We start from the raw sequence: 25,546 nt of genomic DNA, 5'->3' as shown, positions 1-25,546 counted from the left end.
AATTTATTTTTCACATCCTTTCACTTAACTTTGACTTTTAACAAGAATTTTGTTTTTAAGTTCTTCGATTTTTGCTTTTAAAGAAGCATCATTTTCTATCATTTCTGTGATTTTTTTAACATTATGTGAAATAGCTGTATGATCTTTCATTTCAAAATAATTCGCAAGTTGTGGCATAGTCAAAGCTGTAAGTATCCTAGCTAGGTAAATCACAATGCGTCTTGCTGTGACTATATTTTGAGTTTTTTTATTGGATTTCACATCGCTTGGTTTGATGTTAAATTCTTTACATACCAAAGATAAAATGTCATCTATAGTGATATTTTCTTTCTTTTCTTTGATATGATCTTTCATCACACTTTTGGCAAGTTCGAGTGTGATTTCTTGTCCTAGTATGGTTGCATAAGCATTTAAACTTATGATGATACCTTCTATTTCTCTTATATTATCCCCTAAAGAAGTGGCGATATAGTTTATGATATCATTAGAAAGATTGATATCGTTAAATTCACATTTTTTTCTTATGATGGCTATTTTTGTATCTAGTTGAGGTGGAGTTATATCAGCTATGATCCCATGTGCAAAACGACTTTTTAAGCGTTCGGTTATACCTTTTAGCATGTTAGGTGGATTGTCTGAAGTCATGATGATTTGTCCATCGTTGTTTTTGATTTCATTGAATATAAAGAAAAATTCTTCTTGAATTTTATCGGTTTTTCCTAAAAACTGCACATCATCTATAAGTAAAACATCGCAGTTTCTATACTTTTCATGAAATTTATCTAAAGAGCCATTTTTTAAATTTGAAGTAAAATCATTGATAAAATTTTCACTGGTAGCGTAAATAACTTTTTTTCCCATTTCTAAGCTTGCATTTCCAACTGCTTGAAGTAAATGTGTTTTTCCAAGTCCTGTAGGCCCATAAACAAAGATAGGATTATAAAGTTTTCCAAGCTTGTCTTTATGTGTTATAGCTTTACATGCTCCATAAGCGTATTTGTTAGAATCCCCCACAACAAAACTTTCAAAAGTAAAAGAAGGATTTAAAATCGTGCTTTGTGCCTTTATATGAGCTATGTCGATTTTTGTGCTTTTGTTGCTTTGCTTAGCACTTTGTGCTTGTATGTTTATGATAGCTTTATTTCCGCTTTGCACTTCATAAAAATGCGCAATTTTTTTGCCGTATTTTGTTTGTATGAATTTAGCCATGAGTTCATTTGGAGCGTTAAAAACCAAAAGATCTGCTTTGCTTTGTTTTTCGTTGAATTTTAAATTTGATAAGTAGTTTTCGTATTCGTTTTCGCTTAATTCTTTTTTTAAATTTTCAAGTATTTGGCTTGGATTCATAATCTCTCTTTAAATTTTTGCATAATGTATAAATTTTATCTTAAATTTCATAAAAAAAGGTTAAAATCCGCTTTTGTATTTTATTTTCAAAAGGTATGAATTTGAAAATTTTAGGTATAGATCCAGGTTCGAGAAATTGTGGTTATGCTATCATAGAAGCCAACAAAGGAAAAAACATTCTCATAGAAGCAGGACTTATAAAGATAAAGCCAAGTACTTTACAGTATCAAATCACAGAACTTTGCGAGGGTTTGGATTTGATTTTTAAAAATCATTCTTTTGATGAGGTAGCTATAGAAGATATCTTTTTTGCTTACAATCCAAAAACCGTTTTAAAACTCGCGCAATTTCGTGGAGCTCTATCTTTAAAAATCCTTCAAATTCATGGAGACTTTGCAGAATACACTCCCTTACAAGTGAAAAAAGCCGTTACAGGTAAGGCAAAAGCCACAAAAGAACAAGTTGCCTTTATGGTAAAAAGACTTTTAGGACTTAGTAAAGATATCAAGCCTTTAGATATCACAGATGCGATTGCAGTGGCTTTAACTCATGCGGCAAATTTAAGAGTTAGGGTATGATTTGGTAATTTTCATTACACAAAAGCCTAAAGCTCCATAAACTCCGAAAATACCTTTAAATTTTTTCTATATTTTTTCTAGAATTTCCTAAAAAATTTCAAAAGTTGGAACAGAACTTGCTTATAAACTTCACATAAACGCAAAAGTTTTTTAAAGCCAAAGCGTTAAATTTTTAAAGCAATATTTTATAAAGGATTTAAGATGATGAGATCACTTTGGTCTGGCGTAAGCGGACTACAAGCACATCAAGTTGCGATGGATGTTGAAGGTAATAACATTTCAAATGTTAATACCACTGGTTTTAAATACTCTCGTGCAGATTTTGGGACTATGTTTAGCCAAACAGTAAAAATCGCTACTGCTCCAACTGATGGAAGAGGCGGATCTAATCCACTTCAAATCGGTCTTGGTGTTTCAGTAAGTTCTACAACAAGAATTCACTCTCAAGGTTCAGTTCAAACTACAGATAAAAACACTGACGTTGCTATCAATGGTGATGGTTTTTTTATGGTAAGTGATGATGGTGGACTTACAAACTATCTTACAAGAAGTGGGGACTTTAAGCTTGATGCTTATGGAAATTTTGTTAATAATGCAGGCTTTGTGGTTCAAGGATGGAATATCAACTGGGATACACAAAGTATAGATAGTTCAAGAAGTCCACAAAATATTTTCATCGATCCAGGTATGCATATCCCTGCAGCACAATCAACCGAAGTGGCAATAAAAGCAAATTTAAATAGTGGGCTTAGTATAGGCACAGCTAGCACCCCTTTATATGCACTTGATTCTGTTCATGGATATAATGTAAAAACAAGTGAAACTAAAGATGAAAATGATACAGGAACGACTCAGTTTTATACTACTTCTAAAAATTCAGTTGAAGTAACTGAAAAAGGTGTGGATGCGGCTTCTTTGTTTAATTCTAATGGTCAAGGGCTTAATCTAAGAGATGGTCAAGGAATTTGGGTTTCATATGCAGATGCACAATATTCTACCAATAAATTAGGTGTAAGTGCTTTTGATGCAAATAATCATAAAACTCAAACAGCGGCTTTTTGGGGAAATGACAATCAAAAAACAAAATTAAGCATAGTTCTAAATGGTGTTAAAATAGAAAATGAAAATATAACAAGCATAGATGACGCTATAACTTATATTAACACTTTCACAGCTTCTAATGACACAAGAACAGGAACTGGAGTAAAAGCGGTTAAAAATAAAGATGGAAGTGGAATTGATTTTGTCAATACAAATTCTGATGGTACCACAGATAGTATGAAAAATATCAATCTTGTAGTAAATTCTGATAATACTGCAGGTGAGGTTTGGAAAGCTACTTGGACAGATGGGCAAAATGGAAATGCAGGAAGTTTTACAAAATATGAACAAGTGACACAAGCGAATGCTTCTTTATGGACAGCGACAACTGGAACAGCTGGAACAGAGAATAGTTTACAAGGTGGTAGAAATGCTCAAGTTATCACTGCTCATAAATATATTTATAGTTCTTCAGCTCAAACTCTTCCTCCTATGTATAATCCTGATGGTGGAAGTGCATATGTACCTGGAACTAATGGTCAACCCAATCCAACTTTTACAGATCCTGCATCTCAAAATTATTATAATGCAGTAATGAATGGATCTTTATTAAATACTGATGCAAGGACTTTTCACACTACTGAGGATTTAAGAGAGCTTTTACAAAGAGATGCAAGATATGGGGTGGATTATGATGGAAGTGGAACTTTTGCTGCAGCAGATGTAAATGAAAATGTTAAAGTGGTGGTAAATTCATCAGGGGCTTTTTCTATCACCAATGTTAATGAAAGTTCAAATAGTCCACAACTTGTTACAGGGGGTCAAGGATCATTAAGTTTTGGATCTCATAATATGAATTTTAATATCACTGCTTATACAGATGAAAAAGGCACTGTAAGTACCAATGATGCTTTTACAAAGATCTTTAAAGGTCTTGATGGATCTTTTCCTGCAGGAAATCAAGTTAAACAAAGCGAACTTTTAAAACTTAGTGCTTTTTCAGCTGGACTTGAAATTTATGATTCTTTAGGTTCAAAACATACTTTAGAAGTGCAATTTGTCAAACAAAGCACCACTCAAGATGGGGGTAATGAATGGCAAATGATTATCCGTGTGCCAGAACCTGCAGAGATCAACACTACAGGAGAAGGTCCGAACAATATTATCGTAGGTAGTGCAAGATTTAACAACGATGGATCTTTGTCAAACTATACTCCAAGAACTATAAATTTCTCACCAAATAATGGTGCTGCACCAAACCAACAAATCAAACTTTCTTTTGGAACAAGCGGAAGCAATGATGGTCTTGTAAGTTCAAATTCAGCTTCAACTTTAACTTCTCAAGCAACCGATGGTTATACTTCAGGTAACTTAAAACCTGATGCGATTCGTGTGGATGATAAAGGAAATATCTTAGGCGAATTTACCAATGGAAAAACCTTTGCAGTAGCAAAAATAGCTATGGCTTCAGTGGCTAATAACTCAGGTCTTGAAGAAATAGGTGGAAACCTTTTCAAAGTCACTGCTAATAGTGGTAATATCGTAGTAGGGGAAGCAGGAACAGGCGGACGTGGGGAGATGAAAACCTCAGCTCTTGAAATGTCAAATGTGGATTTAAGTCGTTCTTTAACTGAACTTATCATCATTCAAAGGGGTTATCAAGCAAACTCAAAAACCATTTCAACGAGTGATCAAATGCTTCAAACCTTGATCCAGCTTAAACAATAATTTAAGCTTAGCATTCTATAAAATATTGTTTTTTGCTCCCTTTAAGGGAGCAAGCCTTGCTTTGCAAGCCTATCTTGGTAGTCTTGTAATACTAGGCTTAGGCTTGAACTGCCTTCAATTTATTGCTAACTCACTCTTGCTAGGGGTGAGTTGCAATAAAATTACATTTTCTTATCTGTATCATAATCGTTTTAAAAACTTATTTTGTTATAATTTTTGCTTGAATTTAAATTTAAAGGAAAATCTATGCGTTATGGTGAAAAAGAAATCAAAGAATTTGATGTAGAAAATATGGAAATTTGGCCAAATGATGCGAAAAATGACTATATCATAAAAATTACTTTACCTGAATTTATGTGTACTTGTCCGCGTTCGGGTTATCCTGACTTTGCGACGATTTATCTTGAGTATATGCCTGATAAATTTGTGGTTGAGCTTAAGGCGATAAAACTTTATATCAATACTTTTATGTATAGAAATGTTTCACATGAAGCAAGCATCAATGAAATTTATAATACTTTAAAAGATAAATTAAAACCAAAATGGATTAAAGTTGTGGGGGATTTTAACCCGCGTGGAAATGTGCATACGGTAATAGAATGTCGTAGTGATATAGTTGTTCCAAAATAATATTTGAGTAAAATATTCACATATTTTTATGTAAAGATTAAATATTTTATAAAAAGATCTTATTTAACCTTTGAAGAATATATAATATAAAAAGATCTAAATTTTTTAGATCGAATTTTATTATATAAGGAGTTAGGTTATGAATAAAAAATTATTAAGCATTGTCGCAAGTGCTACTTTGTTTTCAAATTTGGCTTTAGCAGATGAGAATTCCGGTTTTTTTATAGGTGCTGATGCAGCTTTTTTACATACTAAAGTAAAAAGCGATCTTAAGCATAATGGGAGTAAAAGTTTAGTGATCAATGGAGATATGATAGAAAATATTCCGGTTTTAGACTTGAAAATAGGATATCGTTTAAATCAACTTCATAGAATTTATTTTCTTTATGCTAATTCTGATGGCTTTGATGATTTTATTACAACTCCTCGGTTTAATATAGAAGCTGATTTTTCTATAAATAAATTTTTATTAGGTTATGATTTTACTCCAGAACTTTTTGAAAAAACTAGAGGAGTTTTAGGTGTGTATTCTGGTTATGCAAGAACAGATATTGATTTAAAAACTTCGCTTTTATCTTTATCTAAAAAATTTGATGGTTTTGTTTATGGAGTTAAAGCAGGTGTTATATATGAGCTAACTGAACACAATGAAATAGAACTAGGTGTTAAAGCTGAACAAATAAGATATAATTCTAGAAATTTTTATGAAAATAGCATCGGATCAAATTTTTATGATCCTAAACAAACAAACTATAGTATTTATTTAGGATATGCTTATAAATTTTAAAAAAATGCAACTTAAAGTTGCATTTTTTTAACCTCCACCGATAAAGTATTTTTCAACATCATCAAGTAATTTTTCACAAATTTGAGAATCTGTGCCTTTGTCTACTATAAGATTTATATAAGTTTTAGTATCTCTAAAGCTTCCTGCTGATTTTGAATTTTCACGAGTGAGTTTTTGAGTATCTCTAGTGTATTCTATATTGATGTTAAATTTTAGTGCAGCACTTGCTTCACCTAAATTCGTTTTTATTACTACATTCATTTTAGAAGCTTTAGCGAGTGTAGCTTGGGTTTTATTTATGATTTCTTTAAAGCGTTGGCAAGATCGTATGAGCGTAGCAATAAATTTGTTATCAAGTCCCTCATAAGCTACTTTGAGTTTGTTTTTGATATCTTTTGTACTTTCCTTTTCAGGGGCGACAAAAACCATGTAAAAACCATTTTTTATAGCTACATTGTCTGTTTTTACATCGCGTCCACTTGACATAACTTTAACATAAATGGCATTATCAAGATAAACACGATCTACCATAGGGCCATAAATTTCGTATTCTTTTTTTCGGACTATGACTTCACGGGCTAGCATATTTAATTTTACATTGGCTTCGTGAATAACAGGTTCCATTTCTTTTTTAATCTCTAAGAGTTCTTTTAACATCAACATCCTTTTTGTTACTTAAAATTACAATTATATCAATAATTTTCTTAATTTAAGAATTTTACAAATACATTTACTAAAAATATGATACATTAAGGATTAATTTTAACAAAGGAGGAAAAGATGAAACAAATTTTTAAAATTTCAAATTCAGTCCAACAAAAAAGTAAAGATACTTTTAATCTGCTACTGCAACTCTCATTCTAAAACTCAATTTTATTTTTAATCATTTTTTATATTTTTAAGTTTTTATCATTGTTGTTAAGTTTTTGAATTTTTTAATTCATTTAGTCTGTTTGGTTTTAAAGGATTAAATCATGAAAGATAATAAAATCATAATCTTTGATACCACTTTGCGTGATGGAGAACAAGCTTTAGGCAGTTCTTTGGGTATCAATCAAAAATTACAAATTGCTTTAGCGCTTGAAAATTTAGGCGTAGATGTGATAGAAGCAGGTTTTCCGGTATCTTCACAAGGGGATTTTAAAGCGGTGCAAAATATCGCTTCTAAGGTTAAAAACTCAACCGTTTGTGCACTTTCTAGGGCATTGGATAAAGATATAGATATGGCTTATGAAGCTTTAAAAGTGGCAAAGCATTTTAGAATTCATACTTTTATAGCCACTTCGACTTTGCATATACAAGATAAATTAAAAAAAGATTTTGATGAAATTTTGTCTATGGCAAAAAGAGCGATTATAAGAGCAAGATCTTATACTGATGATGTAGAATTTTCATGTGAAGATGCAGGAAGAACTCCTATAGACAATCTTTGTTTTATGGTAGAAAATGCGATAAAAGCAGGCGCTAAAACCATAAATATCCCAGATACTGTGGGCTATACCTTGCCAAGTGAATTTGCTAATATCATCAAAATTTTATTTAACAAAGTGCCAAATATAGACAAAGCTATCATTTCTGTGCATTGTCACAATGACTTAGGTATGGCAACGGGCAATAGCTTAAGTGCTATTTTACAAGGTGCAAGACAGATAGAGTGCACTATAAATGGACTTGGCGAAAGGGCGGGCAATTGCGCTTTAGAAGAAGTGGTTATGGCGATAAGAACTAGGAAAGATTATTTAAAAGGTTTTTATACTGATATTAAATGTGAAAATATCTCTAAAACTTCAAAATTAGTTTCAGCTATCACTAATGAAAGCATACCTTCGCATAAAGCTATAGTGGGTAGCAATGCGTTTTCTCATAGTTCAGGCATTCATCAAGATGGAGTGCTTAAAAATAGGCAAACTTACGAGATCATAAGCCCTAGTGCCATAGGAATTCATGAAAATCGTATGCTAATGACAGCAAGAAGCGGAAGGGCTATGATAAAAACTTGCCTTGAAAATTTAGGCTATGATGAAAATACTTATAATTTAGATGATGTTTATGAGCGTTTTTTACGCCTTGCGGATAAAAAGGGTCAAGTGTATGATTATGATTTGGAAGCGTTGATGTTTTTAAGCTATGAAAATGAAGAAGAAAATGAATTTATACTTGAAAAATTAAGCGTGATTAGTGGCAATATCCCAACCGCTTGTGTTTGTATGCGTATCAAAGAAGAGCTAAAAACTGAGGCTTGCACAGGAAATGGTCCTGTTGAAGCAGTTTTTAACTGCATTGCTAGGATAACGAATTTAAAGCCCGTACTAAAAGCTTATAGTATCAATGCAAAAAGTTCAGGGGTAGATGCTCAAGGACAAGTGGATGTGGATTTGGAATTTAAAGGGAGACAATTCCATGGAAAAGGACTTTCAACAGATGTTATAGAAGCTTCAGCACAAGCTTTTGTGAGTGCTTACAATGCGATTTATCGCTCTTTAAAAGTAGAAGAAAGGAAAATGGCATGAAAACTTATAAAGTAGCTGTTTTAGCAGGAGATGGCATAGGGCCTTTGGTAATGAAAGAGGCTTTAAAAATTTTAACTTTTATCGCACAAAAATACAATTTTAATTTTGAATTTAATGAAGCTAAAATAGGTGGTGCAAGTATAGATGCTTATGGAGTGGCTTTAAGTGATGAAACTTTAAAGCTTTGTGAGAAAAGTGATGCGATTTTATTTGGTTCTGTGGGTGGGCCTAAGTGGGATAATTTACCCATAGATCAAAGACCTGAAAGAGCCTCGCTTTTGCCTTTAAGAAAGCATTTTAATTTGTTTGCAAATTTGCGTCCTTGTAAAATTTATGAAAGTTTAACTCATGTTTCACCTTTAAAAAATGAGATTATCCAAAAAGGAGTGGATATTTTATGTGTTAGAGAACTTACAGGTGGGATTTATTTTGGTAAGCAAGATTTAGGCAAAGAAAGTGCGTATGATACTGAAATTTACACTAAAAAAGAGATAGAAAGGATAGCACATATAGCCTTTGAAAGTGCAAAAATAAGAAAGAAAAAAGTACATTTAATCGATAAGGCGAATGTTTTGGCAAGTTCTATTTTGTGGCGAGAAGTGGTGGCAAATGTTGCAAAAGATTATCAAGATATAAACTTAGAGTACATATATGTGGATAATGCTGCGATGCAGATTGTAAAAAATCCTAGCATTTTTGATGTTATGCTTTGTTCAAATCTTTTTGGTGATATTTTGAGTGATGAGTTAGCTGCTATTAATGGATCTTTGGGTTTGTTAAGTTCAGCAAGTTTAAATGATAAAGGTTTTGGACTTTATGAGCCAGCAGGTGGAAGTGCACCTGATATAGCTCATTTAAATATAGCCAATCCCATAGCTCAAATTTTAAGTGCAGCTTTAATGTTAAAGTATAGTTTCAAAGAAGAACAAGCCGCACAGGATATAGAAAATGCTATATCTTTAGCATTGGAACAAGGAAAAATGACTAAGGATTTAAATACTAAGTCGTATTTAAATACCGATGAAATGGGGGATTATATTTTAGAAATTTTAAAGGAGAATAACAATGGCTAAAACTTTATATGAAAAAGTCTTTGATGCTCATGTGGTTTATGAAGGCAAAAACGAACTTCCTATACTTTATATCGATAGACATTTAATCCATGAAGTAACAAGCCCTCAAGCATTTTCAGGACTTAAAATGGCTAAGCGTAGAATGGCAAGAGCGGATTTAACTTTGGCTACTATAGATCATGATGTTTCAACTAAAAGTGTAGATTTAAATGCTTGCTCTGATATGGCAAAAGAGCAAATTACAACTTTGATGCAAAATACTAAGGAATTTGGAGTAAGACTTTTAGGACTTGGAGATAAAAATCAAGGCATAGTTCATATAGTAAGCCCTGAGCTTGGCTTTACTTTACCTGGGGTTACTTTAGTTTGCGGGGATTCTCATACAGCAACTCATGGAGCTTTTGGAGCTTTAGCTTTTGGTATAGGCACAAGTGAAGTAGAACATGTCATGGCAACGCAAACTTTAAAACAAGCCAAACTTAAAACTATGAAAATCGAATGTAAAGGGCAGTTTCAAAAAGGCGTTTATGCTAAGGATTTGATTTTATATTTGATCGCACAATACGGCACGGCAAAAGGCACAGGCTATGCTATAGAATTTTGCGGAGAACTTATAAGAAATTTAAGTATGGAAGCTAGAATGACTCTTTGTAATATGGCTATAGAATTTGGAGCGAAAGTAGGTATGATAGCTCCTGATGAGATCACTTTTGAGTATATTAAGGGAAAGGAATTTACACCTAAAGGAGAAGAATTTCAAAAGTATTGTGAGTATTGGAAGAGTTTAAGAAGTGATGAAGGAGCAAAATATGATGAGAGTATTACTCTAGATGTAAGCAAGATAAAACCACAAATTAGCTATGGAACAAATCCTTCGCAAGTGATTGGTATAGATGAAAAAATTCCAAAAATAAGCGATTTTAAAAATCAAAGTGAGCAAAAATCTTTGCTTGATGCTTTATCTTATGTAAATTTAGAGCAAGATCAAGTTATAGAAGGGGTAAAAATCGACATTGTATTTATAGGATCTTGCACAAATGGGCGCTTAGAAGATCTTAAAATAGCCGCTGATATCTTAAAAGGGCATAAAATTCATAAAAATGTTAAAGCTTTAATCGTGCCTGGTTCAATGCAAGTAAGAAAAGAAGCTGAAAATTTAGGACTTGATAAGATTTTTATCGAGGCAGGGTGTGAGTGGAGATATGCAGGGTGTTCTATGTGTCTAGGCATGAATGATGACAAGGCAAATTCAGGTCAAAGAGTTGCTTCAACTTCAAATCGTAACTTTGTAGGCAGACAAGGTAAAGGTTCTATCACTCATTTGATGAGTCCTGCAAGTGCGGCAGCTTGTGCCATAGAAGGTGTTATTTGTGATAATAGAAAGTATTTAGGAGTCTAATATGCAAAAATTTATTATACATAAAGGTATAGCTTGTCCTTTAGAATATGCCAATATAGACACAGATCAAATTATACCTAAGCAATTTTTACTTGCAGTGTCTAAGCAAGGTTTTGGTAAGCATTTGTTCCATGATTTGCGCTATTTGGATGATAAAGAAAGTGTTTTAAATATGGATTTTAATCTTAACAAAGAAGAATATCAAAATAGTTCTATTTTGGTAAGTTTTGAAAATTTTGGTAGTGGATCTTCAAGAGAGCATGCGCCTTGGGCTTTGGTTGATTATGGTATTAGAGCTATTATCGCACCTTCTTTTGCAGATATTTTTAAAAACAATGCCTTAGGAAATGGTTTGCTTACCATAGAACTTGCTAAAGATGAGGTTGTGGGAATAGTTGATGAGTTAAAAAAATCTCAAGATAAAAATATAGAAATTTCTTTGTTGGAAAAAAGAGTAATTTTTAAAGATAAGATTTTTTCTTTTGATTTAGATGATTTTCGCAGAATTTGTCTTTTGGAAGGACTTGATAATATAGCTTTGACTTTAAAACATGAAGCACAAATCAAAGCCTATGAAAAAAACTCAAAAAGCTTTTTGGTTTAGAATTTTTTCATAAGCTAAAAAAGGATCTTGGTAATTAGGTATGTCAAAGTTTCCACAAAAATTAAAATCAAGCTTTTTAAAAAGCGAATTCATAGGAAAATTTTTACTATGAGTATCTGCTCTTAAACTTGCCTTGTGATTTTCCAAGGCAAAATTTTTGCAAAAATTTAAAAGTTTTTGTGCCACGCCTTTGCCTTTTGCATTTTGTTTGACGGCTAAACGGTGTAGATAAAAGGCTTTATCATCATAATTTTTGTTAAAAATAACTTGTTTGTAAAATTCAGGTTCAAATTTTTCATTGATGCAGATAAAGCCTAAAATTTCATCATTTTCTTTAAACACATAAAGTTCTTGTGCTTGTATATCTTCTTGAAAAACTATTTCATTGGGATAATTCTCATCCCATTGGTGAAAATTCATAGCTTTCATAGCATTTAAAGCATCTTTTGTGATTTCAAGTATAGAATTTAAATCTTTATGGACGGCTTTTTGTATGATAGTGTTTTGCATGATAATCCTTTGTATAAGGAAGGGTGATGGTGGCTCCGATTGGACTTGAACCAACGGCCACTACCATGTCAAGGTAGTGCTCTACCAGCTGAGCTACGGAACCATATGGTGGAGCATAGCGGGTTCGAACCGCTGACCCCAACGCTGCCAGCGTTGTGCTCTCCCAGCTGAGCTAATGCCCCTTTATAAGTCTGAGATTTTATCGCAATATTACTTGTTTTTGGCTGAAAACTAAAATCAAATTTTTAATTTATGATGTAATATATGTATAAAAAGATTTATTTTTTATGAAAAATTAGAGAATTAATGAGAGTAATTTTACTATTTGATTAATTCTAAAATATCTCTTTTTTTGTTAAGTTCAAGTTGTCTAGAATAATAAAAATATTTGGTCAAAACCAAAATTCCTATATGGAATTCTTTTTTCTTATCTAAAAATTTCTTAATATATTGATGAGCATTATTAATAATTTCCAATGCATCTTTTGGGCGACTTTTAAAATATTCAATTACTGCTGACAAATTCTCATTATCAATCAAAGCAAAGTGATAATTTGGTTTTAAAGTTCCTTCCATAAACCAAGTTTCGCAAGTTATTTTTGGAGCTAAAACTAAAGAATTAGAATTCATAGCCCATTTTAAGTTGCTTGCTACATCGTTACCCTCTAAAGAAATTATAAATTTATATTTCATTTGTTCTTTTTTGTTTAAAAAGTTTTTTTTCCATTGGCTAGGTTGTTTTGAAGTATCTCCTATATCGCAAAAAGTTCTACTAAAATAAGAATCAAAAAATTCTTTTCTATGTTTTTGATATACTGCTCCTCTAAATATTGCTATATCCTTTTTATTTTCATAGTTTATGTTATCTTTTAAAAAGCAAAAGTGCCTATTTTTATCAAGTTTTAATAAAATATTATTTATATTATTTTCCAAAGATCTCGATTTGCAAATAGTTGCTTCTTTAAAAGTATATCTTACATCGCCAAATTCTTTATTCCATAAAAATTCATCTTTAAAGTATTTACTGATTTCATAAGCATCAAAAGCATAAGAGGTGCTTTTAAAAGGAAATTTTCCTATTTTTTCCTTTGCTGTAGGTGTAAAAAATTCATTTATTTGATTATAATATTTAACTCGAGCTTGTATTTCTTCTAAGTCTTTAATATTGTATTTTAAAATATCATTAAAAATTTTATCTAAATTTATTTGAAAAAAATATCTTGGTATAAAAGATATTCCTATTCCTTTTAAATTCATCAAAAGTCTTGATTGTAGCATTATAAAAAACCTGATAAATAAAATTTTTAAAATTTTATCAAAAATTTAAGAATTTATAAACAATAAAATAACTTTTGACAAAACAATAATATTTTAAATATTAAAAATAAGAATGGCAGACAGGAAGGGATTCGAACCCTCGAAAGCTTGCACTTTACACGCGTTCCAGGCGTGCTCCTTCAACCGCTCGGACACCTGTCTATGAAATAAAGAATTCATTATATCTATAAAAGCTTTAAAAATAAAGAAATTTTTTAAATATTGAAAATAAAATTATTTTTTAAAAAATCAGAAAATTTTTAGTAAAAAGTAGTATAATTATATTTTTATTTTTAGTCAGGGTAGCTCAGCTGGTTAGAGCGCTGGTCTCATAAGCCGGAGGTCGGGAGTTCAAGTCTCCCCCTTGACACCATTAAGTGTAATAATTATTTTTTTTCTTTTGTTACTACAAAAACAATTCCACCAAAACCTATAATCACAACAGCTGTTATAAAAACGATTTCGAAAATATCTAGTATTGTCATTGTTCTTTTGCCCTTTCTTTAAGCTGTCCACAAGCAGCTGAGATATCAAGTCCTTTACTTTCTCTTATAGTGCAAGTTACACCTTTATTGCTGAGTAAATCTTGGAATTTAATCGCATTTTCTAAACTAGGACGTTTATATAAACTTCCTTCATGTGGATTAAAGAGTATTAAATTTACTTTAGCTTTAATGCCATTTAAAAGTTTAACTAATTCTTTGGCGTGTTCAAGCTTATCATTGATACCATCGATCAAAAGATATTCAAACATTATTCTTTTTCTTTGATCTATAGGAAATTCACGCACCGCATCCATAATCGCAGCGATATTATAAGCTTTATTGATAGGCATGAGTTCGGTTCGAAGCTCGTCATTAACCGCATGTAATGATATAGCAAGTAAAACACCTAAATTCATTTGACCTAATTCTTTGATTTGTTTTGCCAAACCGCTAGTACTGATGGTTTGACGGCGAGGACTTATGGCAAGCCCATCATTTTGTGCTAAAATTTTTACCGCTTTAGAAACATTTTTAAGATTATCCAAAGGCTCGCCCATACCCATATATACTATATTTACACGGTGTTCATAAGGGATATTATTTTGTTTTTTGATCCATAAAATTTGTCCGACTATCTCCCCTGCACTTAAATTTCTTTTCAAACCACCCTTGGCAGTAAGACAAAAACTACATCCACTTTTACAACCCACTTGAGAAGAAACACAGATAGTGTATCTTGCATGAGAAATTCTTTTGCCTTCTGCATCTATTTTTTCTTCTTTCATAGGCAAAAGCACACTTTCTACCCTTAAACCATCAACGAGTTCAAAAAGATATTTTATACTTCCATCTTTACTTTGCTCATTTTTAACACATTTTACAGGGGAAAAATGAAAATTTTGCGCAAGTTCTAAACGCAAATCTTTTGGCAAACTTGACATATCGGAAAAATTATTGGCATATTTTTGATAAATCCATTGATAAATTTGTTTCACGCGAAACATCGGTTTGATTTTTTCTCCTAATTCTTCAGGTAAAAAATCTAAAATATTAACAAGCTCTTTCAAAATTATTTTCCTTTTTGAATTTTTAAATATAATGATATTTTTTTAAGTATTCTTCTAATTTTTCTTTTGCCTTTTGATGATTTTTTATAAAATCTTCGTGAGCGTTTTCATTGCAAAAATTTGTTGCACACAAAATACACTCTGCATCAATATTTAAATTTTTAGCTACACTTAAAACAGAAAAGGCTTCCATATTTTCTGCAAAAAAACCTAATTTCGAAAATTCTTTTGCTGCTTTTGAATTTTGACAAATATAATTTGAAGAATTGATCTTGATTGTTTCACGAGAAACATTTTCTTTTTCTAAACAAATTTCATATTTTGCAGGAGTATAAAAAGCATGTGAAATTTTAGAAAATTCTACATTAAAAGCGTGTGAACTTTTGTAAATTTCTAAAATTTTACCCTTATCGTAAAGCCCACAAGTTCCTATAAATATAAGTTTTGATGGTTTTTCTTTGAAGCAAAGTTGACTCAAATGAAAAGCTGATTCAACCAAACCTATACCTATAGCTTTTGCAAAAGAAAAATTTTCATTTCCACCCGCACAAACAATCATTTTGATCCTTATGAAATTTTACAAAAAATAATTCTACCTAAAAAGACTTAATTAAGAATTTTTAGATAAAATTATTTCTTATGGTTAAAGCAAAAAAACAATACGGACAAAATTTTTTAATCGATAAAAGCGTATTAGCAAAAATCATCCAAGCCATACCCAAAGAGATGAACAATATCATTGAGATTGGGCCTGGCTTAGGTGATTTAACGCAAGAACTTTTAAAAATTTCTCAAGTAAAAGCTTATGAAATCGATAATGATCTCATACCTATTTTAAAAAAGAAATTTCAAAAAGAACTTGAATGTGGAAAATTTAACTTGATCCATCAAGACGCAAGCGAAGCTTTTAATCCTAGTCTTGATGAAAAACCATATTTTTTGGTTGCAAATTTGCCTTATTATGTTGCAAGTCACATTATATTAAAAGCCTTAGAAGATAAAAATTGTCTAGGGCTTATTGTAATGGTGCAAAAAGAAATGGCTGAAAAATTCTGCGCTAAAGAAGGAAATAGTGAGTTTTCTTCCTTAGGTGTTTTAAGTGCAATGATTTGCGAAAGAAAAATGCTTTTTGATGTTGATCCACAATGTTTTAATCCTCCACCAAAAGTTATGTCAGCGGTGATGAGTTTGATTAAAACTAAGGATTTTGATGAACTTTGCGAAATAGAAAATTTCAAAAATTTTCTAAAAGACTGTTTTAAAGCTCCTAGAAAACAACTCTTAGGAAATTTAAAAACATATAAAGCAAAAGTTTTAGAAGTTTTAAGCACTCTTGGCTTAAAAGAAAACATCAGACCACATGAAATTTGCGTTGATTCATACCTTAAAATTTATGACAAATTAAAGGATGAATATGGACGAAAACAAAGAGATAAATAAAAACGAACAAAATCCGAACTCAAATTCAAAAAACAATAAACGCTATAAATATAAAAATCGCAGAAAAAAATTAGCCGATTCTTTGCAAAATGAAAATGATACTCCAAAAATTGATCAAAATTCCAACAAGGAAATTTCTGAAAACTCAGAGAATAAAACTGAGAAAAAAAAGAAAAAAAATCGCAATCTTCCTTCAAAACTCACAGGTAATGAAGATTGGCAAATCGCTCTTGCAGAATGTATAGAAGCTAACCGTGTTTCACATGAAAACCGCTTACACCCTTTAAAATATAATAATTCTAGCGAACATAAAATCTGCATCACTCCTTTAGGGGGTTTAGGAGAAATTGGTGGAAATATCAGTGTTTTTGAAACCAATAAAGATGCAATTATAGTAGATATAGGTATGAGTTTTCCTGATGGAACTATGCATGGGGTAGATATTATCATCCCTGATTTTGACTATGTAAGAAAAATTAAAGATAAAATTCGTGGTATAGTAATTACCCATGCGCACGAAGATCATATCGGTGCGGTGCCTTATTTTTTTAAAGAATTTCAATTTCCTATCTACGCTACACCTTTGGCTTTAGGGATGATTTCAAACAAATTTGAAGAACATGGCTTAAAAGCAGAACGCAAATGGTTTCGCCCTGTAGAAAAACGCAAAGTTTATGAAATAGGTGAATTTGATATAGAGTGGATCCACATCACACATTCTATCATTGATGCTTCAGCACTTGCGATCAAAACAAAAGCAGGAACTATCATCCACACAGGTGATTTTAAAATCGATCAAACCCCAATCGATGGCTATCCAACAGACTTAGGACGTTTGGCACATTATGGAGAAGAAGGAGTTTTATGTCTTTTAAGTGATAGTACAAATTCTTATAAAGAAGGTTATACAAAAAGTGAAAGCTCTGTAGGACCAACTTTTGATCAAATTTTTGCGCGTACTAAGGGTAGGGTGATTATGAGTACTTTTAGTTCTAATATCCACCGTGTTTATCAAGCTATCACTTATGGTTTAAAATACGGCAGAAAAGTTTGTGTTATCGGACGTTCTATGGAAAGAAATCTTTATACCACTATGGAATTAGGCTATATTAAACTTGATAGAAAAATTTTCATCGATGCTGATGAAGTAAGCAAATATAAAGACAATGAAGTGCTTATCGTAACTACAGGAAGTCAAGGCGAAACCATGAGTGCGCTTTATAGAATGGCAACTGATGAGCATAAATTTATAAAGATTAAGCCTACAGATCAAGTAATCATTTCAGCTAAAGCTATACCAGGAAATGAAGCAAGCGTTTCTGCAGTACTTGACTATCTTTTAAAAGCAGGGGCTAAAGTAGCGTATCAAGAATTTAGCGAAATTCATGTAAGCGGACACGCTAGCATAGAAGAGCAAAAGCTTATGCTAACCCTTACTAAGCCTAAATTTTTCTTGCCAGTTCATGGAGAATACAATCACATCACTAAACACAAAGAAACAGCGATGAAGTGCGGTATCCCAGAAAGAAATATCTATCTTATGAGCGATGGCGATCAAGTAGAACTTTGCCAAAAATATGTCAAACGCATAAAAACCGTAAAAACAGGTAAAGTTTTTGTGGATAATCAAATCAACAAACAAATCGCCGATGATGTAGTTATAGATCGTCAAAAACTTGCAGATAGTGGTATAGTGGTTATTATCGCACAAATTGACAAAGCCACAAAAACACTGATCAACAAACCAAGAGTATTTAGCTATGGGCTAGTAGCTGACAAACACGATCATGCTTTTAGCAAAGATATGGCTGAAGTTTTAGGACAATTTTTCATCAATGTTAAAGATGAAGTGCTCAATGATCCAAGATTTTTAGAAAATCAAATCCGCCAAGTTTTAAGAAAACACATCTTTAGAAAGATTAAAAAATACCCAACCATAGTTCCAACTATTTTTGTAATGTAAAAAAGGGCAAAAACGCCCTTTTTAAGGAAGATCAAATGAGAATTAATAAATTTATATCCCATAACACCCGCTATTCACGCCGTGAAGCTGATGAGCTTATCAAACAAGGCTTAGTAAAAATAAACAACAAAATTGCCCTTTTAAGCGATGAAGTTAAATTTGATGATAAAGTCTTTGTTAAAGGTAAAAGAGTACAAAAAAGAACGCAATTTAGCGTGATAATCTACCATAAACAAAAAGGTGAAATTGTCAGTAAAAAAGACGATCGTGGAAGAAAAACTATATACGATACCTTGCCAAGACAATTTAGTACTTGGCTTAGCGTAGGTAGGCTGGATTATGCAAGTGAAGGCTTACTTTTGCTTACAGACTCTCCTGTGATTGCCGATGCTTTAATGCATAGCGATTTAGAAAGAGAATACTACCTTAAAGTTAAAGGCACGGTGAGCAAACAAGTCATCGAAGCCATGCAAAATGGACTTGAGATTAAAAATGAAAAAAAAGGCGCACATGCAAAAACTAAAATTACCTCTATGAGTTTTGCTCCTTTTATAGACTTTGAAATTTTTGGATCAAGCGGAGGCTATACCAAGCTTAGAGTGGTTATAAATGAAGGTAAAAATAGAGAGCTTAGACGCTTTTTTGGACATTTTGATCTTGAAGTCATGGATCTTAAGCGTGTTGCTTTTGGGGCCTTAGATCTTGGTATGTTAAAGGCAGGAAAACATCGTTATTTAGAAAATGGCGAATATGAAAAATTAAGAGATTTTTTAAAATTTAATGAAATAAGATATTGACCATTATATATAAAAATTTAAAAAATAATGATAATTTTTAAATTCTAAAAATTCTATTTTTATCCTTTTTAAAAGGAAAATAATAGAAAAATTTCATCAAATTCCTTGACTTTGAAAACAAGATTTTATATACTCTCATTTCAATTTTTATAAATTGGTTAGTTTTTAACTAACGAGTTCTTTTTAAAGGAAATATTATGGAAAGAATTAGGCTTAAGCTAAAAGCTTATGACCATCGAGTACTAGACAGAACAGTTGCAGCAATCGTAGAAGCTGTTAAAAGAACAGGTGCGGATATCAGAGGTCCGATACCAATGCCTACTAAAATCAAACGCTATACAGTTTTAAAATCTCCACACATTAACAAAGATTCTCGTGAGCAGTTTGAAATAAGAATTCACGCGCGTATGCTAGATATAGTAGCAGCGACTCCAGATACAGTTGATTCTTTAACTAAGCTTGATTTAGCGCCAGAAGTAAGCGTTGAAGTAAGAGCTATGGGTAAGTAAGGATAAGATATGGAATATATTGTAGAAAAAATCGGAATGAGCAGAACAATTACTAATCCAAGTATCGCTGTAACTTTACTAAGAGTTGTAAATGCAAAAGTATGTGAAGTTGAAGGCGGAAAGGCTTTAGTAGCATATCCAAAAGGCAAAGCAAGTAATAAATGTGTCGCAGGACAACAAAAAAAGTATAATCTTTCTGCAGAATACAATAGATTTGCGACTTTAGAAGTAGCAAATACTGAAGCAGGAGATTTAGATGAAACTCCATTAAATGAAGCAAAAATTTTAAAAGTAAGCTTTAACACTAAAGGTAGAGGTTATAGCGGTGTTATGAAAAGACATAACTTCGCAGGGGGTCCAGCAAGTCATGGTTCGAGATTTCATAGACGCCACGGATCTATTGGTAATAGAGAATGGCCAGGTCGTGTTCAACCAGGTATGAAAATGGCAGGACATTATGGAAATACTAAAGTAACCGTTAAAAACGAAGTTGTATCTTATGATGCTGAAAACAAAATTTTAGTAGTTAAGGGTGCAGTACCAGGTTATAATGGTGCTATGGGTAAAATAAGGATTGCAAAATGAGTAAAGTAGTTGTTTTAAATGATAAATTAGAAAAAGCAGGTGAACTTGATTTACCTTCAAAATATGCGGAAGTAAATCCACACAATCTTTACTTATATGTAAAATCTTACCTTGCAAGTTTAAGAGCAAATACAGCTCATACTAAAGGTAGAAGTGATGTAAGTGGTGGTGGTAAAAAACCTTGGAGACAAAAAGGTCGTGGCGGTGCTAGAGCGGGTTCAATAAGAACTAACGTTTGGGTAGGCGGTGCGGTTGCTTTTGGTCCAACAAATGAAAGAAACTACTTCCAAAAAGTAAATAAAAAACAAAAAAGATTGGCGCTTGAAAGAGCTTTAGCAGATAAAGCAGCTAAGGGTGCATTGTTTGCTACTGATTCTTTAGCTATTGAAAGTGGCAAAACAAAAGATGCAAACGCTGTGATTAAAAAACTTGGCGTCAAAGATGCTTTAATCGTTAAAGATTTACTAGATGAAAAAACACTTTTAGCTTACAGAAATTTAGCAAATTGCTATGTAGTTGATGTAAGCGAAGTAAATGCTTATTTAGTATCTGTATTTAATGCTGTTATCATAGAAAAATCAGCGTTAGAATCTATTACAAAAGAGGGATAATTATGGCAGATATTACTGATATAAAGACTATACTTTACACAGAAAAAAGTTTGAATTTGCAAGAGCAAGGTGTCGTAGTTATTCAAACTTCACCAAAGATGACCAAAACAGGCTTAAAAGCGGTTTTAAAAGAGTATTTTGGTGTAACTCCAAAAAGCATCAATTCTTTAAGAATGGATGGAAAAGTTAAGCGTTTTAGAGGTCGTTTAGGTCAAAGAAACGATTACAAAAAATTCTATGTTAAGCTACCTGAAGGTGTTAGCTTAGAAAATACGGAGGCTTAAGATGGCAATTAAAACCTATAAACCATATACTCCAAGTAGAAGATATATCACAGGTTTAAGTTCTGAAGATATTACAGCTAAACCAAGTGTACGCTCACTACTTGTTAAACTTCCAGCACACGCAGGTCGTAACAGCTATGGAAGAATTACAAGTCGTCATAAAGAAGCGGGTGCTAAAAAACTTTACAGAGTTATTGATTTTAAACGCCGTAAATTTGGTATAGAAGGTAAAGTAGAAGCGATCGAGTATGATCCATATAGAAATTGTAGAATTGCTTTGATTGCTTATAAAGATGGGGAAAAAAGATATATTCTTCAACCACGTGGATTAAGCGTTGGCGATATCGTTGCAGCTGCTGAAAGCGGACTTGATATTAAACCAGGTAATGCAATGAAACTTAAAAATATTCCTGTGGGTACTATTGTTCATAATGTTGAGTTAAAACCAGGTAAAGGCGGTCAAATGATCCGTTCTGCAGGTGCTTATGCACAACTTATGGGTAAAGAAGAAAAATATGTTATTTTAAGACTTGCAAGTGGCGAAATGAGACAAGTTTTAGCTGAATGTATGGCAAGTATCGGTGAAGTTGGAAATGAAGAATGGGCTAATGTAACTATCGGTAAAGCAGGTAGAAATCGCCATAGAGGTATCCGCCCGCAAACTCGTGGTTCTGCAATGAACCCAGTAGATCACCCGCACGGTGGGGGTGAAGGTAAGAAGAATTCAGGCCGTCATCCAGTAACTCCATGGGGTAAACCAACCAAAGGTGCGAAAACTCGTCGTAAAAAAGCTAGCGATAAGCTAATAATTTCAAGAAGAAAAGGAAAGTAAGATGGCTAGATCACTAAAAAAAGGTCCTTTTGTTGATGATCATGTAATGAAAAAAGTCATCGCTGCCAAAAAGGCTAATGATAATAAACCAATTAAAACTTGGTCAAGAAGAAGCACAATTACTCCTGATATGATAGGACTTACATTTAATGTTCATAATGGTAAAAGTTTCATTCCAGTTTATATTACTGAAAATCACATCGGTTATAAACTTGGTGAATTTGCTCCAACACGCACATTCAAAGGGCATAAAGGCTCTGTGCAAAAGAAAATTGGTAAGTAAGGGATAAGATATGAGTAAAGCATTAATTAAATTCATAAGATTATCTCCAACTAAAGCAAGATTGATTGCTAGAGAAGTTCAGGGGATGAATGCAGAATTAGCTATGGCTAGTTTAAAATTTATGCCAAATAAAGGTGCAAAATACATCGCAAATGCAATTTCAAGTGCAGTAGCAAATGGTGGCTTTGAAGCAAACGAAGTGGTTGTAAAAAGTTGTCGTGTTGACGCAGCTGCGGTATTAAAAAGATTTAGACCAAGAGCTAGAGGAAGTGCAAGTCGTATTAGAAAACCAACTTCACATATTTTAGTAGAAGTGGCAAAAGCAGAAGTGAAAGCTGAAGAGAAAAAAACAGTAGCTAAAAAAGCTCCAGCAGCTAAAAAGACTACTACAACAAAAGCTCCAGCTAAAAAAACAACAAGCACTAAAAAAGCAACAGCGAAAAAGGAAAGCTAATGGGACAAAAAGTTAATCCAATTGGTCTAAGACTAGGAATCAATAGAAACTGGGAATCAAGATGGTTTCCGACTAAAGCAAATTTAGTAGAAAATATCGGTGAAGATTACAAAATCAGAGCTTTCTTAAAAAGAAAACTTTATTACGCAGGAATCAGTCAAATTTTAGTAGAAAGAACTGCTAAAAAACTTCGTGTTACTGTAGTTGCTGCAAGACCAGGTATCATCATCGGCAAAAAAGGTAGTGATGTTGATAATTTAAGAAAAGAATTGCAAGATTTAATTGGTAAAGATGTAAATATCAATATCAAAGAAGAGAGAAAAGCAGGAGCTTCAGCTCAACTTGCTGCTGAAAGTGTTGCAACTCAACTTGAAAAAAGAATTGCTTTTAGAAGAGCAATGAAAAAAGTAATTCAAGGTGCGCAAAAAGCAGGTGCTAAAGGGATTAAAGTTTCAGTTTCTGGTCGTTTAGGCGGTGCTGAAATGGCAAGAACAGAATGGTATCTTGAAGGACGCGTTCCACTTCATACTTTAAGAGCAAAAATCGATTATGGTTTTGCAGAAGCTAGAACTACTTATGGAAACATAGGGGTTAAAGTATGGATCTTTAAAGGTGAAGTATTACACAAAGGTATGCAACCTGAAAAAACTGAAGAAAGTGCTCCAGCTAAAAAGCCAAGACGCACAAGAAGGGGTAAATAATCATGTTAATGCCAAAAAGAACTAAATATCGCAAAATGATGAAAGGGCGTAACAGAGGTTATGCTAATCGTGGAACAGAATTTACTTTTGGTGAATTTGCATTAAAAGCAACTGAAGCAGGACGCATTAACTCACGCCAAATTGAAGCAGCGCGTATCGCTTTAACTCGTTTTGTTAAAAGACAAGGAAAAACTTGGATTAGAGTTTTCCCAGATAAGCCTTTGACAAAAAAACCTTTAGAAACTCGTATGGGTAAAGGTAAAGGTGCTGTTGAAGAATGGGTAATGAATATCAAGCCAGGTCGTATCATTTATGAAATGGCAGGAGTAAGCGAAGAAATGGCAAGAGAAGCATTGACTTTAGCTATGCATAAACTTCCATTTAAAACTAAGTTTGTTACAAGAGAGAGCCAAAATGAAATATACTGAGATTAAAGATAAAACAGCAGCTGAGCTTGCAACAATGCTAAAAGAAAAAAAGGTGCTTTTATTCACTTTAAAACAAAAGCTAAAAACAATGCAACTTACTAATCCAAAAGAGATTAGCCAAGTAAAAAAAGACATTGCTAGAATAAATACAGCAATTAACGCTTTAAGATAAGGATAGAAAATGGCATTTAAAAGAGAAATTCAAGGCGTTGTTGTTAAAATCGCTGGTGAAAAAACCGCAAGTGTTTTGGTTGAAAGAAAAGTGGTTCATCCAAGATATAGAAAAATTGTTAAACGCTTTAAAAAATATCTAATTCATGATGAGAGAAATGAAGTTAAAGTGGGTGATACTGTTGTTGCAGTAGAATGCAGACCACTTTCAAAAAGAAAATCATTTCGCTTAAAATCTGTATTAGCTACAGGAGTTGAGTAATGATTCAAAGTTTTACAAGACTTGCAGTTGCTGATAATAGCGGTGCAAAAGAATTAATGTGTATCAAGGTTTTAGGGGGTAGCAAAAGAAGATACGCTACCGTAGGTGATGTAATCGTTGCATCTGTTAAAAAAGCTTTACCAAATGGAAAAGTTAAAAAAGGTCAAGTGGTAAAAGCGGTTATCGTTAGAACTAAAAAAGAAATTCATAGAGATAATGGTTCTTTGATTCGTTTTGATGAAAACGCTGCAGTTATTCTTGATAACAAAAGAGAGCCTATCGGAACTCGTATCTTTGGGCCAGTGGGCAGAGAAGTTAGATATGGTGGCTTTATGAAAATCGTTTCACTAGCACCGGAGGTATTATAATGGCGGTTAAATTAAAAATCAAAAAAGGTGATAGCGTTAAGGTTATCACAGGTGATGATAAAGGTAAAACAGGTAAAGTTTTAGCGGTATATCCAAAAACACTTAAAGTGGTAGTTGAAGGATGTAAAATCGCTAAAAAAGCTATTAAGCCGAGTGAGAAAAACCCAAATGGTGGTTTTATCAATAAAGAAATGCCAATGGATATTTCCAATGTGGCAAAAGTTCAGGAGTAAGCGATGATGAGATTAAAAGAAAAATACAATCAAAGCATTAAACCTGCATTGGTTAAAGAATTTGATATCAAAAATCCTATGCTTATCCCTGTGATCGAAAAAGTAGTTATTAGCGTAGGTGCTGGTGAGTTGGCTAAAGATCAAAAAGTATTGCAAAATGTTGCAGATACTATTTCTTTAATTGCAGGACAAAAGGCTGTGATTACTAAAGCTAAAAAATCAGTTGCAGGATTTAAAGTTCGCGAAGGTTTTCCTGTGGGTGTAATGGTAACTTTAAGAAAAGAAAATATGTATGCTTTTCTTGATAAATTAATTTCTATTGCTTTGCCAAGGGTGAAAGACTTTAGAGGTTTAAGTAGAGATGGTTTTGATGGACGCGGAAACTACAACTTCGGTCTTGATGAGCAGTTGATGTTCCCAGAAGTGGAGTATGATAAAATTTTAAGAACTCATGGTATGAACATTTCTATAGTTACAACAGCACAAAATGATAAACAGGCACAAAAGTTATTAGAACTTATCGGTGTGCCATTTACAAAAGGAAAGTAA

32 protein-coding genes and 4 tRNA genes are annotated in these 25,546 nt (G+C 32.6%); 26 read left to right on the top strand and 10 right to left on the bottom strand.

Translation table 11 applies throughout. The features are described from left to right. Positions 1–24 precede the first annotated feature (24 nt). Positions 25–1,347, bottom strand: coding sequence for a chromosomal replication initiator protein DnaA (gene dnaA / locus ELQ09_RS03660; protein WP_088303444.1), 1,323 nt, complete (start codon positions 1,345–1,347; stop codon positions 25–27). A 95-nt stretch (positions 1,348–1,442) separates the two neighbouring features. Here dnaA and ruvC point away from each other — a divergent pair, with 95 nt between their 5' ends. From ruvC to ELQ09_RS03635, 4 genes are all read left to right on the top strand, one after another. Continuing rightward, positions 1,443–1,925, top strand: coding sequence for a crossover junction endodeoxyribonuclease RuvC (gene ruvC / locus ELQ09_RS03655; protein WP_011050020.1), 483 nt, complete (start codon positions 1,443–1,445; stop codon positions 1,923–1,925). 201 nt (positions 1,926–2,126) lie between these two features. Continuing rightward, positions 2,127–4,694, top strand: a complete 2,568-nt coding sequence (gene flgE, locus ELQ09_RS03650; protein WP_134263771.1) for a flagellar hook protein FlgE — start codon at positions 2,127–2,129, stop codon at positions 4,692–4,694. Between the two features lie 246 nt (positions 4,695–4,940). Beyond that, positions 4,941–5,324: a preQ(1) synthase gene (gene queF, locus ELQ09_RS03640; RefSeq protein ID WP_070209957.1), complete on the top strand. Its 384-nt coding sequence runs from the start codon at positions 4,941–4,943 to the stop codon at positions 5,322–5,324. Positions 5,325–5,463: 139 nt separating this feature from the next. Beyond that, complete coding sequence (locus ELQ09_RS03635) at positions 5,464–6,111, top strand: outer membrane beta-barrel protein (protein WP_134263769.1); 648 nt, start codon at positions 5,464–5,466, stop codon at positions 6,109–6,111. Positions 6,112–6,138: 27 nt separating this feature from the next. On the opposite strand, the gene ELQ09_RS03630 is transcribed toward ELQ09_RS03635, so the two are convergent. Continuing rightward, positions 6,139–6,768, bottom strand: coding sequence for a hypothetical protein (locus ELQ09_RS03630; RefSeq protein ID WP_134263768.1), 630 nt, complete (start codon positions 6,766–6,768; stop codon positions 6,139–6,141). Between the two features lie 317 nt (positions 6,769–7,085). Between ELQ09_RS03630 and leuA the strand changes: the two genes are divergently transcribed. The 4 genes from leuA to leuD are packed head-to-tail and all read left to right on the top strand — an operon-like array spanning position 7,086 to position 11,697. Next, a complete protein-coding gene (leuA, locus tag ELQ09_RS03625) occupies positions 7,086–8,621 on the top strand; it encodes a 2-isopropylmalate synthase (RefSeq protein WP_134263767.1) in 1,536 nt (511 codons plus the stop codon). Then, the gene (gene leuB, locus ELQ09_RS03620) at positions 8,618–9,694 is read left to right on the top strand and encodes a 3-isopropylmalate dehydrogenase (protein WP_134263766.1); all 1,077 of its coding nucleotides are present in this window, start codon (positions 8,618–8,620) and stop codon (positions 9,692–9,694) included. The genes leuA and leuB overlap by 4 nt, the downstream gene beginning before the upstream one ends. Further along, positions 9,681–11,093, top strand: coding sequence for a 3-isopropylmalate dehydratase large subunit (gene leuC / locus ELQ09_RS03615; RefSeq protein WP_134263765.1), 1,413 nt, complete (start codon positions 9,681–9,683; stop codon positions 11,091–11,093). The genes leuB and leuC overlap by 14 nt, the downstream gene beginning before the upstream one ends. Position 11,094: 1 nt before the next feature. Next, entirely contained in the window at positions 11,095–11,697 is a 603-nt protein-coding gene (gene leuD / locus ELQ09_RS03610; RefSeq protein WP_052785404.1) for a 3-isopropylmalate dehydratase small subunit, read from the top strand. Here the strand turns inward: leuD and ELQ09_RS03605 are convergent. The 5 genes from ELQ09_RS03605 to ELQ09_RS03585 form a co-directional block, all read right to left on the bottom strand. Further along, entirely contained in the window at positions 11,677–12,207 is a 531-nt protein-coding gene (locus ELQ09_RS03605; RefSeq protein WP_070316608.1) for a GNAT family N-acetyltransferase, read from the bottom strand. The two genes, leuD and ELQ09_RS03605, sit on opposite strands and share 21 nt — an antisense overlap. Positions 12,208–12,234: 27 nt before the next feature. After that, positions 12,235–12,310 (bottom strand) — tRNA-Val (locus tag ELQ09_RS03600). 3 nt (positions 12,311–12,313) lie between these two features. Beyond that, a tRNA-Ala gene (locus ELQ09_RS03595) sits at positions 12,314–12,389 on the bottom strand. A 139-nt stretch (positions 12,390–12,528) separates the two neighbouring features. Then, the gene (locus ELQ09_RS03590; protein WP_070300166.1) at positions 12,529–13,485 is read right to left on the bottom strand and encodes a glycosyl transferase family 90; all 957 of its coding nucleotides are present in this window, start codon (positions 13,483–13,485) and stop codon (positions 12,529–12,531) included. 113 nt (positions 13,486–13,598) lie between these two features. Next, positions 13,599–13,686, bottom strand: a tRNA-Ser gene (locus ELQ09_RS03585). A 134-nt stretch (positions 13,687–13,820) separates the two neighbouring features. Between ELQ09_RS03585 and ELQ09_RS03580 the strand changes: the two genes are divergently transcribed. Further along, a tRNA-Met gene (locus tag ELQ09_RS03580) sits at positions 13,821–13,897 on the top strand. Between the two features lie 13 nt (positions 13,898–13,910). Here the strand turns inward: ELQ09_RS03580 and ELQ09_RS03575 are convergent. From ELQ09_RS03575 to ELQ09_RS03565, 3 genes are read right to left on the bottom strand one after another with little or no spacing between them, the layout of a single operon-like run. After that, positions 13,911–14,009, bottom strand: coding sequence for a hypothetical protein (locus ELQ09_RS03575; protein WP_070240248.1), 99 nt, complete (start codon positions 14,007–14,009; stop codon positions 13,911–13,913). After that, positions 14,006–15,076 carry a 23S rRNA (adenine(2503)-C(2))-methyltransferase RlmN gene (gene rlmN, locus ELQ09_RS03570; RefSeq protein WP_070316607.1) on the bottom strand — a complete coding sequence of 357 codons (1,071 nt, stop codon included), beginning with the start codon at positions 15,074–15,076 and terminating at the stop codon, positions 14,006–14,008. The genes ELQ09_RS03575 and rlmN overlap by 4 nt, the downstream gene beginning before the upstream one ends. A gap of 22 nt (positions 15,077–15,098) precedes the next feature. Then, a complete protein-coding gene (locus ELQ09_RS03565; protein WP_002855603.1) occupies positions 15,099–15,635 on the bottom strand; it encodes a purine-nucleoside phosphorylase in 537 nt (178 codons plus the stop codon). An 80-nt stretch (positions 15,636–15,715) separates the two neighbouring features. Here ELQ09_RS03565 and rsmA point away from each other — a divergent pair, with 80 nt between their 5' ends. The 17 genes from rsmA (at position 15,716) to rplE (ending at position 25,546) form a co-directional block, all read left to right on the top strand. Beyond that, positions 15,716–16,516 (top strand): 16S rRNA (adenine(1518)-N(6)/adenine(1519)-N(6))-dimethyltransferase RsmA, encoded by an 801-nt coding sequence (rsmA, locus tag ELQ09_RS03560; RefSeq protein WP_002937496.1) that lies wholly within the window; start codon positions 15,716–15,718, stop codon positions 16,514–16,516. Beyond that, positions 16,485–18,479, top strand: a complete 1,995-nt coding sequence (locus ELQ09_RS03555; protein ID WP_134224670.1) for a ribonuclease J — start codon at positions 16,485–16,487, stop codon at positions 18,477–18,479. The genes rsmA and ELQ09_RS03555 overlap by 32 nt, the downstream gene beginning before the upstream one ends. Positions 18,480–18,514: 35 nt before the next feature. Beyond that, positions 18,515–19,276 (top strand): pseudouridine synthase, encoded by a 762-nt coding sequence (locus ELQ09_RS03550; protein WP_002853086.1) that lies wholly within the window; start codon positions 18,515–18,517, stop codon positions 19,274–19,276. A 197-nt stretch (positions 19,277–19,473) separates the two neighbouring features. Continuing rightward, entirely contained in the window at positions 19,474–19,785 is a 312-nt protein-coding gene (gene rpsJ, locus ELQ09_RS03545; RefSeq protein ID WP_002779353.1) for a 30S ribosomal protein S10, read from the top strand. 9 nt (positions 19,786–19,794) lie between these two features. After that, complete coding sequence (gene rplC, locus ELQ09_RS03540) at positions 19,795–20,370, top strand: 50S ribosomal protein L3 (RefSeq protein WP_002779987.1); 576 nt, start codon at positions 19,795–19,797, stop codon at positions 20,368–20,370. Then, the gene (rplD, locus tag ELQ09_RS03535; RefSeq protein ID WP_134263764.1) at positions 20,367–20,981 is read left to right on the top strand and encodes a 50S ribosomal protein L4; all 615 of its coding nucleotides are present in this window, start codon (positions 20,367–20,369) and stop codon (positions 20,979–20,981) included. Before rplC ends, rplD begins: the two co-directional genes overlap by 4 nt. Before the next feature lie 2 nt (positions 20,982–20,983). Then, positions 20,984–21,265, top strand: a complete 282-nt coding sequence (locus tag ELQ09_RS03530) for a 50S ribosomal protein L23 (RefSeq protein ID WP_002856384.1) — start codon at positions 20,984–20,986, stop codon at positions 21,263–21,265. Position 21,266: 1 nt separating this feature from the next. Beyond that, positions 21,267–22,097, top strand: coding sequence for a 50S ribosomal protein L2 (rplB, locus tag ELQ09_RS03525; protein WP_134263763.1), 831 nt, complete (start codon positions 21,267–21,269; stop codon positions 22,095–22,097). A gap of 1 nt (position 22,098) precedes the next feature. Further along, complete coding sequence (rpsS, locus tag ELQ09_RS03520; protein ID WP_002851509.1) at positions 22,099–22,380, top strand: 30S ribosomal protein S19; 282 nt, start codon at positions 22,099–22,101, stop codon at positions 22,378–22,380. A 10-nt stretch (positions 22,381–22,390) separates the two neighbouring features. Continuing rightward, on the top strand, positions 22,391–22,834 hold the full coding sequence (gene rplV, locus ELQ09_RS03515; protein ID WP_002855723.1) for a 50S ribosomal protein L22: 444 nt from the start codon (positions 22,391–22,393) through the stop codon (positions 22,832–22,834). Further along, complete coding sequence (gene rpsC / locus ELQ09_RS03510) at positions 22,834–23,535, top strand: 30S ribosomal protein S3 (protein ID WP_002851138.1); 702 nt, start codon at positions 22,834–22,836, stop codon at positions 23,533–23,535. Before rplV ends, rpsC begins: the two co-directional genes overlap by 1 nt. 2 nt (positions 23,536–23,537) lie before the next feature. Further along, entirely contained in the window at positions 23,538–23,963 is a 426-nt protein-coding gene (rplP, locus tag ELQ09_RS03505; protein WP_002779441.1) for a 50S ribosomal protein L16, read from the top strand. Next, complete coding sequence (gene rpmC, locus ELQ09_RS03500) at positions 23,950–24,135, top strand: 50S ribosomal protein L29 (protein WP_002851566.1); 186 nt, start codon at positions 23,950–23,952, stop codon at positions 24,133–24,135. Before rplP ends, rpmC begins: the two co-directional genes overlap by 14 nt. Before the next feature lie 9 nt (positions 24,136–24,144). After that, a complete protein-coding gene (rpsQ, locus tag ELQ09_RS03495; protein ID WP_002851549.1) occupies positions 24,145–24,396 on the top strand; it encodes a 30S ribosomal protein S17 in 252 nt (83 codons plus the stop codon). Next, positions 24,396–24,764, top strand: coding sequence for a 50S ribosomal protein L14 (gene rplN, locus ELQ09_RS03490; RefSeq protein ID WP_002779438.1), 369 nt, complete (start codon positions 24,396–24,398; stop codon positions 24,762–24,764). The genes rpsQ and rplN overlap by 1 nt, the downstream gene beginning before the upstream one ends. Next, entirely contained in the window at positions 24,764–24,997 is a 234-nt protein-coding gene (gene rplX / locus ELQ09_RS03485) for a 50S ribosomal protein L24 (RefSeq protein ID WP_002779437.1), read from the top strand. The genes rplN and rplX overlap by 1 nt, the downstream gene beginning before the upstream one ends. Before the next feature lie 3 nt (positions 24,998–25,000). Next, entirely contained in the window at positions 25,001–25,546 is a 546-nt protein-coding gene (rplE, locus tag ELQ09_RS03480) for a 50S ribosomal protein L5 (protein WP_002851453.1), read from the top strand.

Origin of the sequence: Campylobacter sp. CH186, from assembly GCF_004378925.1 — a bacterium.
Taxonomy (GTDB): domain Bacteria; phylum Campylobacterota; class Campylobacteria; order Campylobacterales; family Campylobacteraceae; genus Campylobacter_D; species Campylobacter_D jejuni.
This window is presented reverse-complemented; position numbering and strand designations above follow the sequence as displayed.

Coding starts and splice junctions, on each gene's coding strand:
- dnaA (WP_088303444.1), bottom strand. CDS start 1,347: ATGAATCCAAGCCAAATACTTGAAAATTTAAAAAAAGAATTAAGCGAA.
- ruvC (WP_011050020.1), top strand. CDS start 1,443: ATGAATTTGAAAATTTTAGGTATAGATCCAGGTTCGAGAAATTGTGGT.
- flgE (WP_134263771.1), top strand. CDS start 2,127: ATGATGAGATCACTTTGGTCTGGCGTAAGCGGACTACAAGCACATCAA.
- queF (WP_070209957.1), top strand. CDS start 4,941: ATGCGTTATGGTGAAAAAGAAATCAAAGAATTTGATGTAGAAAATATG.
- ELQ09_RS03635 (WP_134263769.1), top strand. CDS start 5,464: ATGAATAAAAAATTATTAAGCATTGTCGCAAGTGCTACTTTGTTTTCA.
- ELQ09_RS03630 (WP_134263768.1), bottom strand. CDS start 6,768: ATGTTAAAAGAACTCTTAGAGATTAAAAAAGAAATGGAACCTGTTATT.
- leuA (WP_134263767.1), top strand. CDS start 7,086: ATGAAAGATAATAAAATCATAATCTTTGATACCACTTTGCGTGATGGA.
- leuB (WP_134263766.1), top strand. CDS start 8,618: ATGAAAACTTATAAAGTAGCTGTTTTAGCAGGAGATGGCATAGGGCCT.
- leuD (WP_052785404.1), top strand. CDS start 11,095: ATGCAAAAATTTATTATACATAAAGGTATAGCTTGTCCTTTAGAATAT.
- ELQ09_RS03605 (WP_070316608.1), bottom strand. CDS start 12,207: ATGCAAAACACTATCATACAAAAAGCCGTCCATAAAGATTTAAATTCT.
- ELQ09_RS03590 (WP_070300166.1), bottom strand. CDS start 13,485: ATGCTACAATCAAGACTTTTGATGAATTTAAAAGGAATAGGAATATCT.
- ELQ09_RS03575 (WP_070240248.1), bottom strand. CDS start 14,009: ATGACAATACTAGATATTTTCGAAATCGTTTTTATAACAGCTGTTGTG.
- ELQ09_RS03565 (WP_002855603.1), bottom strand. CDS start 15,635: ATGATTGTTTGTGCGGGTGGAAATGAAAATTTTTCTTTTGCAAAAGCT.
- rsmA (WP_002937496.1), top strand. CDS start 15,716: ATGGTTAAAGCAAAAAAACAATACGGACAAAATTTTTTAATCGATAAA.
- ELQ09_RS03555 (WP_134224670.1), top strand. CDS start 16,485: ATGAATATGGACGAAAACAAAGAGATAAATAAAAACGAACAAAATCCG.
- ELQ09_RS03550 (WP_002853086.1), top strand. CDS start 18,515: ATGAGAATTAATAAATTTATATCCCATAACACCCGCTATTCACGCCGT.
- rpsJ (WP_002779353.1), top strand. CDS start 19,474: ATGGAAAGAATTAGGCTTAAGCTAAAAGCTTATGACCATCGAGTACTA.
- rplC (WP_002779987.1), top strand. CDS start 19,795: ATGGAATATATTGTAGAAAAAATCGGAATGAGCAGAACAATTACTAAT.
- rplD (WP_134263764.1), top strand. CDS start 20,367: ATGAGTAAAGTAGTTGTTTTAAATGATAAATTAGAAAAAGCAGGTGAA.
- ELQ09_RS03530 (WP_002856384.1), top strand. CDS start 20,984: ATGGCAGATATTACTGATATAAAGACTATACTTTACACAGAAAAAAGT.
- rplB (WP_134263763.1), top strand. CDS start 21,267: ATGGCAATTAAAACCTATAAACCATATACTCCAAGTAGAAGATATATC.
- rpsS (WP_002851509.1), top strand. CDS start 22,099: ATGGCTAGATCACTAAAAAAAGGTCCTTTTGTTGATGATCATGTAATG.
- rplV (WP_002855723.1), top strand. CDS start 22,391: ATGAGTAAAGCATTAATTAAATTCATAAGATTATCTCCAACTAAAGCA.
- rpsC (WP_002851138.1), top strand. CDS start 22,834: ATGGGACAAAAAGTTAATCCAATTGGTCTAAGACTAGGAATCAATAGA.
- rplP (WP_002779441.1), top strand. CDS start 23,538: ATGTTAATGCCAAAAAGAACTAAATATCGCAAAATGATGAAAGGGCGT.
- rpmC (WP_002851566.1), top strand. CDS start 23,950: ATGAAATATACTGAGATTAAAGATAAAACAGCAGCTGAGCTTGCAACA.
- rpsQ (WP_002851549.1), top strand. CDS start 24,145: ATGGCATTTAAAAGAGAAATTCAAGGCGTTGTTGTTAAAATCGCTGGT.
- rplN (WP_002779438.1), top strand. CDS start 24,396: ATGATTCAAAGTTTTACAAGACTTGCAGTTGCTGATAATAGCGGTGCA.
- rplX (WP_002779437.1), top strand. CDS start 24,764: ATGGCGGTTAAATTAAAAATCAAAAAAGGTGATAGCGTTAAGGTTATC.
- rplE (WP_002851453.1), top strand. CDS start 25,001: ATGATGAGATTAAAAGAAAAATACAATCAAAGCATTAAACCTGCATTG.